The sequence below is a fragment of the Streptomyces sp. NBC_00667 genome, from assembly GCF_036226825.1.
Lineage (GTDB): Bacteria > Actinomycetota > Actinomycetes > Streptomycetales > Streptomycetaceae > Streptomyces.
In genome coordinates, this window is the sequence record NZ_CP109022.1 from 1,154,830 (window position 1) to 1,167,142 (window position 12,313).

General features: G+C 73.5%; 14 protein-coding genes. 8 read left to right on the forward strand and 6 right to left on the reverse strand.

The window, feature by feature from the left end:
• Positions 1 to 42: 42 nt before the first annotated feature.
• Positions 43 to 909 carry a DMT family transporter gene (locus tag OHA81_RS05580; protein ID WP_329193347.1) on the forward strand — a complete coding sequence of 289 codons (867 nt, stop codon included), beginning with the start codon at positions 43 to 45 and terminating at the stop codon, positions 907 to 909.
• Here the strand turns inward: OHA81_RS05580 and OHA81_RS05585 are convergent.
• Complete coding sequence (locus tag OHA81_RS05585; protein WP_329193349.1) at positions 906 to 1,676, reverse strand: acyltransferase; 771 nt, start codon at positions 1,674 to 1,676, stop codon at positions 906 to 908. The genes OHA81_RS05580 and OHA81_RS05585 overlap by 4 nt on opposite strands.
• Before the next feature lie 131 nt (positions 1,677 to 1,807).
• Between OHA81_RS05585 and OHA81_RS05590 the strand changes: the two genes are divergently transcribed.
• Positions 1,808 to 2,353 carry a gamma carbonic anhydrase family protein gene (locus tag OHA81_RS05590; RefSeq protein ID WP_329193351.1) on the forward strand — a complete coding sequence of 182 codons (546 nt, stop codon included), beginning with the start codon at positions 1,808 to 1,810 and terminating at the stop codon, positions 2,351 to 2,353.
• Positions 2,354 to 2,494: 141 nt separating this feature from the next.
• Here OHA81_RS05590 and OHA81_RS05595 read toward each other — a convergent pair whose 3' ends face one another.
• Both OHA81_RS05595 and OHA81_RS05600 read right to left on the reverse strand, forming a co-directional pair.
• Positions 2,495 to 3,163 (reverse strand): DedA family protein, encoded by a 669-nt coding sequence (locus OHA81_RS05595; RefSeq protein WP_329193353.1) that lies wholly within the window; start codon positions 3,161 to 3,163, stop codon positions 2,495 to 2,497.
• A 236-nt stretch (positions 3,164 to 3,399) separates the two neighbouring features.
• On the reverse strand, positions 3,400 to 3,852 hold the full coding sequence (locus tag OHA81_RS05600) for a DUF4442 domain-containing protein (RefSeq protein WP_329193355.1): 453 nt from the start codon (positions 3,850 to 3,852) through the stop codon (positions 3,400 to 3,402).
• 96 nt (positions 3,853 to 3,948) lie between these two features.
• Between OHA81_RS05600 and OHA81_RS05605 the strand changes: the two genes are divergently transcribed.
• Together OHA81_RS05605 and OHA81_RS05610 are read left to right on the forward strand one after the other, a co-directional pair.
• The gene (locus tag OHA81_RS05605) at positions 3,949 to 4,986 is read left to right on the forward strand and encodes a hypothetical protein (RefSeq protein ID WP_329193357.1); all 1,038 of its coding nucleotides are present in this window, start codon (positions 3,949 to 3,951) and stop codon (positions 4,984 to 4,986) included.
• Between the two features lie 71 nt (positions 4,987 to 5,057).
• The gene (locus OHA81_RS05610) at positions 5,058 to 6,371 is read left to right on the forward strand and encodes an MFS transporter (protein WP_329193359.1); all 1,314 of its coding nucleotides are present in this window, start codon (positions 5,058 to 5,060) and stop codon (positions 6,369 to 6,371) included.
• A gap of 16 nt (positions 6,372 to 6,387) precedes the next feature.
• Here OHA81_RS05610 and OHA81_RS05615 read toward each other — a convergent pair whose 3' ends face one another.
• The 3 genes from OHA81_RS05615 to tuf all read right to left on the reverse strand — a co-directional run bounded on the left by OHA81_RS05615 (position 6,388) and on the right by tuf (position 9,423).
• Positions 6,388 to 7,179, reverse strand: coding sequence for a spermidine synthase (locus tag OHA81_RS05615; RefSeq protein ID WP_329202012.1), 792 nt, complete (start codon positions 7,177 to 7,179; stop codon positions 6,388 to 6,390).
• 67 nt (positions 7,180 to 7,246) lie between these two features.
• Positions 7,247 to 8,092: a patatin-like phospholipase family protein gene (locus OHA81_RS05620; protein ID WP_329193360.1), complete on the reverse strand. Its 846-nt coding sequence runs from the start codon at positions 8,090 to 8,092 to the stop codon at positions 7,247 to 7,249.
• A gap of 152 nt (positions 8,093 to 8,244) precedes the next feature.
• Positions 8,245 to 9,423 carry an elongation factor Tu gene (gene tuf, locus OHA81_RS05625; protein WP_329193362.1) on the reverse strand — a complete coding sequence of 393 codons (1,179 nt, stop codon included), beginning with the start codon at positions 9,421 to 9,423 and terminating at the stop codon, positions 8,245 to 8,247.
• A gap of 394 nt (positions 9,424 to 9,817) precedes the next feature.
• Here tuf and OHA81_RS05630 point away from each other — a divergent pair, with 394 nt between their 5' ends.
• The 4 genes from OHA81_RS05630 to OHA81_RS05645 all read left to right on the forward strand — a co-directional run bounded on the left by OHA81_RS05630 (position 9,818) and on the right by OHA81_RS05645 (position 12,292).
• Complete coding sequence (locus OHA81_RS05630) at positions 9,818 to 10,546, forward strand: TVP38/TMEM64 family protein (protein WP_329193364.1); 729 nt, start codon at positions 9,818 to 9,820, stop codon at positions 10,544 to 10,546.
• A gap of 48 nt (positions 10,547 to 10,594) precedes the next feature.
• On the forward strand, positions 10,595 to 11,467 hold the full coding sequence (locus OHA81_RS05635) for an undecaprenyl-diphosphate phosphatase (protein ID WP_329193366.1): 873 nt from the start codon (positions 10,595 to 10,597) through the stop codon (positions 11,465 to 11,467).
• Between the two features lie 112 nt (positions 11,468 to 11,579).
• A complete protein-coding gene (locus OHA81_RS05640; protein ID WP_329193368.1) occupies positions 11,580 to 11,756 on the forward strand; it encodes a hypothetical protein in 177 nt (58 codons plus the stop codon).
• A gap of 68 nt (positions 11,757 to 11,824) precedes the next feature.
• Positions 11,825 to 12,292 (forward strand): nuclear transport factor 2 family protein, encoded by a 468-nt coding sequence (locus OHA81_RS05645; RefSeq protein WP_329193370.1) that lies wholly within the window; start codon positions 11,825 to 11,827, stop codon positions 12,290 to 12,292.
• Positions 12,293 to 12,313 lie beyond the last annotated feature (21 nt).

The following is a 12,313-nucleotide window of genomic DNA, read 5'->3' on the forward strand; positions in this document are numbered from 1 at the left end:
TTGCACCCCACCGTTCAAGACACTGTACTGCGAGGCTCCCGCATGACCGTCATCTTCGCCCTGGCGACAGCCCTGCTGTGGGGCCTCGCCGATTTCGGCGGCGGGCTGCTGACGCGCCGCATACCGGCGCTGACCGTGGTGGTGGTCTCGCAGGTCGTCGCCGTCGTGGTGCTCGGTTCCGTGGTCCTCGTCACCGGGGCCTGGCGGGAGGCGGGGCCGCAGCTGTGGTTCGCGGTCGCCGCCGGGCTCGTCGGTCCGGTCGCGATGCTCAGCTTCTACAAGGCGCTGGCCCTCGGCCCGATGGGCGTGGTGTCCCCGCTCGGCTCGCTCGGCGTGATCGTCCCCGTCGGGGCCGGGCTGGCACTGGGCGAGCGCCCGGGCCCCGGGCAGTTCGCCGGGATCGCGGTGGCCGTCCTCGGGATCATCCTGGCCGGCGGCCCGGAACTGCGCGGAGCCCCGGTACAGCGCCGGGCCGTCCTGCTCACCCTGCTCGCGGCCTTCGGCTTCGGCGCGGTGATGGCCCTGATCTCCGAGGCCTCGCACACGGTCACGGGGCTCTTCCTGGCCCTGTTCGTGCAGCGCGTGACCAACGTGGCCGCGGGCGGCACGGCCCTGTGGGTCCAGGTGCGGCGGGGAACTCCCGCACTTGCGCAGGGCAGCGGCGCGCGGCTCCTGGGGGGGCTCCTGCCGGCGCTGGCCTTCGTGGGTCTCGCGGACGTCGCGGCGAACGGCACGTACTCCGTCGCCGCGCAGAGCGGCCCGGTCACGGTGGCCGCCGTGCTCTCCTCGCTCTACCCGGTGGTCACCGCGCTCGCCGCCTTCGCCGTCCTCAAGGAGCGCCTGCGTACGGTCCAGGCCGCCGGCGCCGGCCTCGCCCTCGCGGGCACCGTCCTGCTCGCCGCCGGTTAGGCCGGGTCCGGGCTGAGCTGACCGGCCTCGGCCTCGGCCTCGGCCGCCGCCAGCGCGGCCAGGCCGCGCAGTTGCTCCGGAGTGATGCCGTCCGCGATCGGGACCGGCGCCGGGGTGCGCAGCGGCGGCTGCCAGCCCGTCTCGGGCTCCCACCGCCGCACGATGCGCGCCGGGGCCCCCGCCACCACCGCGTGGTCGGGTACCTCGCCCCGCACGACGGCCCCCGCCGCCACGACGACGTTGCGGCCCAGCCGCGCCCCGGGCAGGATCACGGCCCCGGTGCCCAGCCAGCAGCCCGGGCCGATCTCCACCGGCGAACTGCGGGGCCACTGCCTGCCGACCGGCTCGTGCGGGTCGTCGTAGCTGTGATTGGTGGAGGTGATGTACACGCCCGGTCCGCAGAAGGTGTCGTCGCCGATGCTGATCCGGGTGTCGGCTATCACGTGGCTGCCGCGGCCGAGGACCACCCCGTTGCCGAGCACGAGCACCGGGTCCGGGCCGAGGTCCAGGTCGGGCATCATCCCGGCCGTCAAGGTGACCTGCTCGGCGATGATGCAGTGTTCGCCGAGCCGGATCCACTGCTCACCGAATACGGTGCCCTGCGGGAAGGCGAGCCGGGTCCCGTCCCCGATGGCGCCGAAGCGCAGCCGGCCGGGCGTCTCGGCGGTCACGGCGCCGGCCTGTTGCATCCAGCGCCACCCGGCCTGGACGACGCGGTTGGCCACGCGGCGGCGCAGGGATGAGAACGTGTTCTGGTTCTTCGGCACCGGGCAACCGTAGCGTGCCGCGTGCCGGAACCGCGCCGTGATCTTCACCCCATCGCCGGGGGCCGCGGGCGGGTGTCCTACCGTGCTGTGAGCGCGGCACCGGTGGAGAACAGGGAACGAGGGAACAGAACATGACACAGCAGGCGGCCCGGGCACTCGTGGCGGGCGTGGGCGGCAAGCAGCCGGCCGTCGATCCGTCGGCCTTCACCGCGCCCACCTCCGTGGTGGTGGGCGACGTCACCCTCGGCGCCCGCTCCAGCATCTGGTACTCGGCGGTGCTGCGCGCCGACTGCGGTCCGATCGCCCTGGGCGCCGACAGCAACGTGCAGGACAACTGCACCGTCCATGTGGACCCCGGGTTCCCGGTCACCATCGGGGAGCGCGTCTCCATCGGCCACAACGCCGTCGTGCACGGCTGCACCGTCGAGGACGACTGTCTGATCGGCATGGGCGCGACCGTGCTGAACGGCGCGGTGATCGGCGCCGGTTCGCTGGTGGCGGCGCAGGCGCTGGTCCCGCAGGGCATGGTGGTCCCGCCCGGCTCGTTGGTCGCGGGGGTACCCGCCAAGGTGCGGCGGGAGCTGACGCAGGAGGAGCGCGAGGGCATCCGGGTCAACGCACAGATGTACACCCGGCTCGCCGACCAGCACCGCGCCTCGGTGGGCCCGCAGGAGTAGCCGGGCGCATCGACGGCAGCGAGGCGTGTCGATCACGCCCTGGTGACGGGTCCGCGTTCACCCGGCGGCCGGCCCCCGCCCACCGCGCCCCCGGGCTCGTCACCGGGGCGGGACGTCGGCCCGGCCGACTCGTCGTCGGTCTCAGTCCGAGACCGACGCCGGGGCCGGAGCGGCAGCGGGCTCGTTCTCGGCCTCGCGTGCCGCGGCCGCCGCCTTGCGCATCCGCACGCGCAGCACCAGGGTCACCGCGAGGCCGATCAGCAGGGCCGCCACCAGCGCCAGCCACGAGAACCGCTTGAGCCACGGCTCGGCGACGATCCCGACGGTGTAGATGACGGCGGTCGTACCGCCCGCCCAGAGGATCCCGCCGAGCACGTTGGCGATCAGGAACTTCCAGTACGGCATGCGCAGCACGCCGGCCAGCGGTCCGGCGAAGATCCTCAGCAGGGCCACGAACCGCCCGAAGAAGACGGCCCACATGCCCCACTTCTCGAAGGAGCGTTCCGCCAGGGCCACGTGCTGCGGCCCGAAGTGCTTGGGGAAGCGCCGGCCGAGCCGCTCCAGCAGCGGCTTGCCGCCCCGCCGCCCGATCGCGTACCCGATGGAGTCGCCGACGATGGCACCCGCGATGGCGCACGACCCCAGCACGACCGGGTCGATGTGCCCCTGCTGTGACGCCAGCAGGGCGGCGCTGACCAGGATGATCTCACCGGGCAGCGGAACGCCCAGGCTCTCCAGCCCGATGACCAGCCCCACCAGGAGATAGACGCTGACCGCCGGGATCGTCTCCAGCCATTCCTGGATGTGCACCGGTACGTCCTCCAGAGTCGTCTCCGGCGCGCCCCCTGTGACACGCCGAACAAGCAGCCTATCGGCTCGCCACGACAGCCTCCCCGCTCAGTGACGGTTCCCGCGGTGAACGGCCGGCGTACACCTCGCGGCCGGCGTACGCCTAGAGGCCGGCGTGCACCTCGCGGGCGGCGCTATCCGCACCCGGGTGCGCCGCTGCGGGTCCCCGGACGGACAGCGCCGGTACCGCCCGGCGCCTAGGCGTTGGGCCGCAGCGTCCAGACGACGGTCATTTCCCCGGTCACGGCCTCGTCCTCGCGCTGGATGGCGACGGTGACGGGGAACTCGGGGCGGCCACCCGCGTCGAGTTCCGCGACGACCTCGGCGGCCGGGCGGCCGAGGGTGGCGGTGGCGGTGACGACGCCCTTGGCGAGCTTCTTGTAGCCGATCTCGGCCTTGACGGCGAGCGGCACGGCGCGCGAGAGCTGGTCCCCGAAGGCGGCCAGGACGATGGCGCCGCTCGCGGACTCGGCCAGGGTGAACATCGCCCCCGCGTGCGGACCGCCGACGTGGTTGTGGAAGTCGGGCTGGTCGGGCAGCCGGACGACGGCGCGCTCGGGGGTCGTCTCCAGGAACTGGAGGTTCAGGGTGCGGGCCATCGGCACGGTCGCGGCGAGCAGTTCGCCCACGTTCATCTGTTCTGCGCTCATGGCACGCGATGTTACCCACGAGTAAGACCGGTTGGCCAGACCCGATGAGGGGGCGGCCGTGGCTACCGTCACCCCCTCCCACTATCGTTACCGGCCATGTGGCCAGGACAGCAGCAGCCTCCCGGGGGACAGCCGAACCCCCAGGACGCGCAACAGAACCCGTACCAGCAGCAGCCGGGACAGCCGAACCCGTACCAGCAGCAGCCGCAGCCGGGATTCGGTGAGCCGCAGCCCGGTTACGGATACCCGCAGGCGGGCTACCAGACGCCGCCGCCCACCCAGCCGTGGGGGCAGCCCCCGACGGTGACGCAGTCGGCGGCCCGCGCCAGGAGCCCGTACTCCACCAAGACGGTGGCCATCGTCGCCGCCGCCGCGGTGGTCGTGACCGCGGCCGCCACCGGGACCTTCGTCCTCACCCGGGACAAGAAGACGGTCCAGGCCAACGACAAGCCGGCCGCCGCCTCGTCGCCGCCCGCCGCCAAGTCGGCCGCCCCGCCCGCCCCGACCGGGAACCCGCGCGCCGGAGGCGACGTCAAGCCGGTCGTCCCCGGCTGGAAGGTCGTCATCAACCCGCTGCACGGCACCGCCTTCGACGTGCCGCCGGACTGGACGGTCGCCAGCTCGGGCCTCAGCAGCGGCTTCGAGGACGCGAAGAAAGGCGACGGCTCCCCGCTCGTCACGATGAGCGCACCCGCCTTCTACAAGCAGGACTGGTGCAAGGTCGACTCCAACAAGGACGGCAAGGAGGAGACGACCGAGCTGGCCGGCACCGGCGCCAAGGGCGCCCAGGGCGCCAAGGACACCGCCGAAGCCGCGCGGATCGCCGCCGAGAACTGGGTGTACGCCGCTTACGCCCAGGACTCCCCGAACCCGAAGGAGACGGTCAAGTCCACCGACGCCAAGGACTTCACGACCCTCTCCGGCCTCAAGGGCAGCTTCTCCACGGCCACCGCCACCGGCCTGCCGAAGAAGAGCAAGTGCGACTCGGACGGCAAGAGCATCGCCTTCGCCTACAAGATCGCCAACGGTGACTTCGCAGTCTGGGTGCTCTACGCGGCCGCGGGCGTTCCCGGCGAGGTCTCCAAGGAGACGTACGAGAAGATCATGAGCTCGGTCCGCCTGACCGGGAGCTGATCGCCCCTCCCCCGCCCCCCGGACCGGTAATCCGTTTGGTTTCCCGGCCCGGGGCGGGCGATAGTCCCCGGGTGAGTCCTCCCCCCGCCACCCCCTCCCGCACACCCGCCACCCGCCGTCGGCCCGCGTGGGCCGGCCGCAATTACACCCTGCTGACCGGCGCCGCCGTCGTCACCAACCTCGGCAGCCACGGGGCGCTCATCGCCGCCGCCTTCGCGGTACTCGACGCCGGCGGGAGCGCGGGGGACGTCGGCCTGGTGGCGGCGGCCCGCACCCTGCCGCTCGTCCTCTTCCTGCTGATCGGCGGCGCGCTGGCCGACCGGCTGCCGCGGCACCGGGTGATGGTCGCGGCCAACGCCCTCAACTGCCTCTCCCAGGCCGCCTTCGCCGCGCTCGTCCTGTCCGGCGATCCGCGACTGTGGCAGATGATGCTGCTCACCGCCCTCTGCGGTACGGGTACCGCCTTCTTCAACCCGGCCGCCGAGGGAATGCTGCTGTCGAGCGTCTCGGGCGAGCACGCGAACCGCGCCTTCGCCCTGTTCCGGATGGCGATGAACGGCGCGGGCATCGGCGGCGCCGCCCTGGGCGGCGCCATGATCGCCGCGATCGGCCCGGGCTGGGTGCTGGCCGTGGACGCCGCGGCCTTCGCCCTCGCCGGTGCGCTACGGACCTTCCTGCGCGTCGGCCACATCGCCGAGCGGGCTCCCGGCGGAGGCCTGCTGGCCGATCTGCGCGAAGGCTGGGTCGAGTTCAGGAGCCGCTCCTGGCTGTGGCGGATCGTGCTCCAGTTCTCCGTGGTCGTCGCCGTCGTGGCCGCGGCCGAGGCGGTCTACGGGCCCCTGGTCGCCCGGGACCGGCTGGGCGGGCCCGCCCCCTGGGGCGTGGCCCTGGCCTTCTTCGGCGTGGGCACGATCGGCGGGGCCGTCCTGATGACCCTGTGGAAGCCGCGCCGGCTGCTGCTGGTCGGCACGCTGTGCGTGTTCCCGATGGCGCTTCCGTCGGCGGCGCTGGCGGTGCCGCTGCCGACCTGGGGGCTGTGCGCGGTGATGCTGGTCAGCGGTGTGGCCATCGAGGTGTTCGGCGTGAACTGGATGACGACCCTGCACCAGGAGATACCGGAGGACAAGTTCTCCCGCGTCTCGGCGTACGACTGGTTCGGCTCGGTGTCGATGGTCCCGCTGGCCACCGCCCTGGCAGGCCCGGCCGAGACGGCCTTCGGCCGCACCCGGGCGCTGTGGGGCTGCGCGACGCTCGTGGTCCTCGCCACCGCGGTGGTCCTCGCCGCGCCGGACGTCCGCCGCCTGACCCGCCGCCCGGCACCGTCCCCTCCGCCGGCCCCCTCCCCCGCCGCCCCTTCGCCGGCTGCCGAGCCCGCCGCCGTGTGAAGCCGGGCCGGGGTGGTCAGCCGACGCTGAACGCCCCCGCCGGGGGCTCCGGCGATGCCACGGCCTGCGCGTCCGGCACCACGGCCGCGCCCCGTACGAGCCGGTCCAGGGCCGCGCCCGCCTCCACGCGGGCCGGGAACGCGTCGGCCGCGCAGCGCCGGGCCAGGGCGGCCACCGGGATCTCCCGGTCCGAGGCCACGAGCACCGCGTTGCCGAACCTGCGGCCCCGCAGCACCCCCGGCTCCGCGATCAGCGCCAGCTCCGCGAACACCGCCCCGAAGTTCGCCAACTGCCCCCGCAGGAAACCGAACGGGGCCCCGTCCGCCAGGTTCGCCACGTAAAGCCCGCCGGGCCGCAGCACCCGCGCCGCCTCCCGCGCGTACTCCAGCGAGGTCAGCTGGGCCGGGACCCGCGAGCCCCCGAAGACGTCGGCGACCACCACGTCGGCGCTCGCCCCGGTGGCACCCTCCAGCCAGGCCCGCGCATCGGCGGCGTGCACCGTGATCCGGGCCTCCTCGCCCCACGGCAGGTGTTCCGCCACCAGCTCCACCAGGCCCGCGTCGAACTCCACCACCTGCTGGCGGGAGCCCGGCCGGGTCGCGGCGGCGTACCGCGGGAGCGTCAGGGCGCCCCCGCCGAGGTGCAGCAGGTCCAGCGGCGCCCCCGGTTCAGCGGCGCAGTCCAGGACGTGCGCGAGGCGGCGTACGTACTCGAACTCCAGGTGCTCGGGCTCGTCGAGGTCGACGTACGACTGCGGCGCCCCGTCGACGGTCAGCAGCCAGGCCCGCTCCCGGTCCACGTCCGGCATCAGCTTGGCGGCGCCCTGGCCCACGTCCCGGACCACCGGGATCTGCTCGTCGTTCACGACACCATTGTCAGGCCGCCCAGACGCGCGCCGCCTCGGCGGCGTGCGCCGCCGCCTGGGCCAGGCCGGCCCGGGCGGCCGGGTCGCGCCGCGCCGGATCCAGGACGTTGCGGCCGAAGGTCTTGCGGGCCTCGGCGGACGGAGTGATGAGCAGGACCTCCGCCCCGGCCTTCCGCAGCTGCCCGGCCTGCGCCGCGGGCGAGGGGATCAGTTTCGACCCGAGCGCCATCGGCGCGATGATCACCACCCGCTCGTATCCGGCGGCGAGGTCCGCGTTGGTCGCGGAACGGACGCCGCCGTCGATGTACCGCCGGCCGTCCACGGTCGCCGGCGGCCACACGCCCGGCACGGCGCAGCTCGCGGCGACCGCGTCCAGCAGTCCGGCCCCGCTGTGCCGGTCGAAGGCCGTCAGTTCGCCGGTCAGGGCGTCGACGGCGGTCACCACCAGCCGCCGCTCGGGCCACTCGCGGGAAACCAGCCGGGCTTCGAGCACCTCGCGCCGGTCCGCCTCGGGCACGGTGTCGGCGGCCAGCGCGAAGGCGCCGACCCGCCGGCGGTAGGCCGCGGCGTCCCGGGAGCGCAGCATGGTGACGGCGTACCGCGCGAAGGTGGCGGCTCCCAGCTTCGCCGCGGCCTCGCCGGCCGGGTCTCCGAGCTGGCGCTCGTACAGCTCCCTCGGGGTGAGCAGTCCGGAGGCGAGCTGGGCTCCGACCACCGAACCGGCCGAGGTGCCGACGACGAGGTCGGCGGTGGTCAGATCCGTACCCGCAGCGGCCAGGCCGCACAGGATCCCGGCCTCCCAACCGACTCCGGTGAGTCCGCCGCCGCCGAGTACCAGTGCCGTCCTGCCGCCCATCGCCGCCCGCCCCTCGTCACCTCACGAACCCTGTGGTGACGGCAGTCTGCCCCAGCCCCGCCACCGCCACCGCACCGGGTCATCGATGCGGCCCCGGTCCCGCAGGGCCCGGTTCCCGTGCGGGCGATCAGGGATCGCCCGCACAGGACCCGCTAGCCGACCGAGGTGACCGTCCCCGCGCCGACCGTGCGCCCGCCCTCGCGGATCGCGAAGCCCAGCCCGGCCTCCAGGGGCACGTCACGGCCCAGCTCGACGGTCATGGTGACCGTCTCCCCCGGCCGGGCCACCCCCACGGCGCCCAGGTCGACGTCCCCGACGACGTCCGCGGTCCGGATGTAGAACTGGGGCCGGTACCCGGAGGCCACCGGCGTCGTCCTGCCGCCCTCCCGGGCGGAGAGCACGTACACCTGGGCGGTGAAGCGGCGGCTCGGCTCGACGCTGCCGGGCGCCGCGACCACGTGCCCGCGGCGCACCCCCTCGCGCGGCACCCCGCGCAGCAGCAGCGCGACGTTGTCACCCGCCTCGGCCAGCTCCATCGGCTTGCCGAAGGTCTCCAGCCCGGTGACCACGGTCAGGGCCGGCTCCCCGTCGCCGCCGAGCACGCTCACCCGGTCGCCCACGCGTACGCTGCCGCGCTCGACGGCGCCGGTGACGACCGTCCCGCGCCCGGTGATGGTCAGTACGTTCTCCACCGGCAGCAGGAACGGCGCGTCCGTGTACCGCACGGGCATCGGCACGTACGTGTCCACCGCGTCCAGCAGCGCCTCGACGGCCGCGGTCCAGCGCGGGTCGCCTTCCAGCGCCCCGAGCCCGGAGACCCGTACGACGGGCGCCGCGTCGCCGCCGTAGCCGCGGGCGTCGAGCAGCTCGCGGACCTCCAGTTCGACGAGGTCGGTGAGCTCCGGGTCCCCGGCGTCGGCCTTGTTGAGGGCCACCACGATGTGGTTGACGCCGACTTGGCGGGCGAGCAGCACGTGCTCGGCGGTCTGCGGCATGACTCCGTCGAGAGCGGAGACGACGAGGATCGCGCCGTCGAGCTGGGCCGCGCCGGTCACCATGTTCTTGACGTAGTCCGCGTGGCCGGGCATGTCGACGTGCGCGTAGTGGCGGGTGTCGGTCTCGTACTCGACGTGCGTGAGGTTGATGGTGATCCCGCGCCGGGCCTCCTCGGGGGCCCGGTCGATGCGGTCGAAGGGCACGAAGGAGGCTCCGCCGCGCTCGGCGAGGACCTTGGTGATGGCGGCGGTGAGGGTCGTCTTGCCGTGGTCGACGTGGCCCATGGTGCCGATGTTGAGGTGCGGCTTGGTGCGTACGAAGGCCGTCTTGGCCATGATGTCTTCCCGTATGTCGTGAAGCCGGTACGGGACCCCTGGAGCGGACCGACCCTCCCCCTGTGGGGTCCGCCGGACGTTCCGGGAAGGGTCAGCTTCGTGCGCCGTCGAATGCGGCGAAGGGGAATGCCTCTGCGAGGACGGCAGCCTTCGGCGCGTCCGCGACTGCGGACGGCGCTGCGGGGAAGGCGTACCGGGACATGCACCTGATCCTGCCTCAGCGCCCGCGCGCCGTCGAACGGTTTTTCCGTGGTGGTCCGGCGGGTGCGCGACGTGGTCTTCGTCACTGCCGGTGCCGGGCTCGGCCCGGTGGCCGCGTGGGGGTCGGGCGCCGTTCGTCCGCGCGGGAGGCGGAGGTCGGCGCCGCGCCCGACGGGTCGGTTAGTCTCCCGGGATGTCCCTCCTCCTCGCGCCGTGGGCCCGGCTGTCGCTGCTCGTCCTGCTGCTCGCGGCGGGGGGCGTGGGCGTGCTGCTGTACGAGCCCCAGCGCCTGCTGTCGCAGGGCCTGCCCCCCGGCCTCCCGGTGGGTACGGCGGCGCTGCTGTTCGCGACGGTGTACGGACTGTGCACGGCGGCGTTCGTCCCGAGGCCGCTGCTGAACCTGGCTGCGGGGGCGGTACTGGGTTCCCCGCTGGGCCTGCTCGCGGCGGTCGCGGGCACGGTCGTCGGCGCCGGGATCTCCTTCGGCCTGGGCCGGGCGCTGGGCCGCAGCGCCCTGCGGCCCCTGGTGCGCGGCCGCTGGCTGCGCGCCGCCGACGGGCAGCTCGGCCGGCACGGCTTCCGCTCGATGCTCGCGATCCGCGTCTTCCCGGGTGTCCCCTTCGCGGCAGCCAACTACTGCGCGGCGGTGTCCCGCTGCGGCTGGCTGCCCTTCCTCTGCGCGACCGCGCTGGGCACGGTGCCCAACACCGCCGCGTACGTGATCGCCGGGGCGAGCGCCTCTTCCCCGGATTCGCCGGCGTTCCTCGTCTCCTTCGGCTTCATCGGGGTGTCCGGGGTGGTCGCGGCCGCGGTCGCCTGGCGCAAACGGCACCGCCTCGCGGCCCCTCCCGCGCCGGTGCCGACGCACGGGCTCACGCCCCAGCACCCCCCTGTGGTCAGCGGCGTTCCCCACGGGCCCTAGCATCGGACGCGACCTTCCCGACGATCACAAGGACGAGCGCACCCCGACATGAGCTGGTTCGAATCCCTAATCCTCGGTCTCGTCCAGGGGCTTACGGAGTTCCTCCCGATCTCCTCCAGCGCCCACCTCCGGCTGACCGCGGCATTCGCCGGCTGGCAGGACCCGGGCGCGGCCTTCACCGCGATCACCCAGATCGGCACCGAGGCCGCCGTGCTGATCTACTTCCGCAAGGACATCGCGCGGATCGTCTCCGCCTGGTTCCGTTCGCTCTTCGACAAGTCGTTGCGCTCGGACCAGGACGCCAAGATGGGCTGGCTGGTGATCGTCGGCTCGATCCCGATCGGTGTGCTGGGCGTCACGCTCAAGGACGCGATCGAGGGCCCGTTCCGTGATCTGCGGCTGACGGCCGCCACGCTCATCGTGATGGGTGTCGTGCTCGGCATCGCCGACCGGCTGGCGGCGCGCGACGAGGAGGGCGGTCGCCACCGCGCCGTCCGCGAGCGCAAGACGCTCAGGGAACTCGGGGTCAGGGACGGTCTGATCTTCGGTGTCTGCCAGGCGATGGCGCTGGTGCCGGGTGTTTCCCGCTCCGGTGCGACGATCTCCGGCGGTCTGCTGATGGGCTTCACCCGTGAGGCCGCGGCGCGTTACTCCTTCCTCCTCGCCATCCCCGCGGTACTGGCCTCGGGCGGCATGGAGTTGAAGTCGCTGGGCGAGGGCCAGGTGTCCTGGGGTCCTACGGTGTTCGCCACGGTCATCGCCTTCGTCGTCGGTTACGTGGTGATCGCCTGGTTCATGAAGTTCATCTCCAGCAAGAGCTTCATGCCCTTCGTGGTGTACCGCATCCTGCTGGGCATCGCCCTGATCGTCTTGATCAGCATGAACGTGCTGAGCCCGCACGCGGGCGAATCGGCCGGGTAAATCACCGTTTCGCGTGAATCGGAGGCCGTCCGGGAACGTTCCCGGACGGCCTCCGCGTCGTTGTGCCTGTAAAGAGCTGAGAGAAGCGAAGGCGAATTGCAGGGGGTGTCCCATGCGCCGAGTGGTGTTGGAGCGCTTTCCGGCCGGGAGTCCGCGGGGAAGCTGGCCGGCCGAGGAGTACGCGGCCCAGCGGATGCGCGAGGGCGTGCAGGCCGAAGTGGTGATGGACCTGGACAGTGACGCGTTCCTGGTGGTCGTGCGCCAGCGGGAGGTGCATTCCGGCCGCTGACGCCTCGGCGGCGATCAAGTCCGCGCACGCCCCTTGGCCTCGCGGGCGGACGCCCGCACACTGACCCGATGACGCAGCGTGTGGACCTCGCGACGGTGTTGGACCGGCTGGCGATCGACGAGGTGGTGTCGAGGTACGCGGTGGCCGTGGACGACGGCGACTGGGAGGCCTACCGGGCCCTGTTCACCCCGGCCGGGCGGGCGGACTACCGGTCGGCGGGCGGGGTGGAGGGTTCGGCGGCCGAGGTCGCGGACTGGCTGGCACGGACCATGACGCTGTTCCCCGTGCGCCAGCACCTGATCGTCAACCGGCTGGTCCGGCTGGAGGTCACCGACGGCGCGCCCGGTGACACGGCGCAGGTGGGGGCCGACTTCCTCAACCCCATGCGGCTGGCCGACACCGGCTCCGACCCCGCGGTCACCACCCCGAACTTCGCGGCCGCGGGCCGCTACGCCTTCGACCTGGCCCGGACCCGTGATGGGTGGCGGCTCTCCGGGGTAACCGTGCACGAGAAGTGGCGGTACCCGGCGGGCTGATGCGGCCCGGCCGTCCCACAC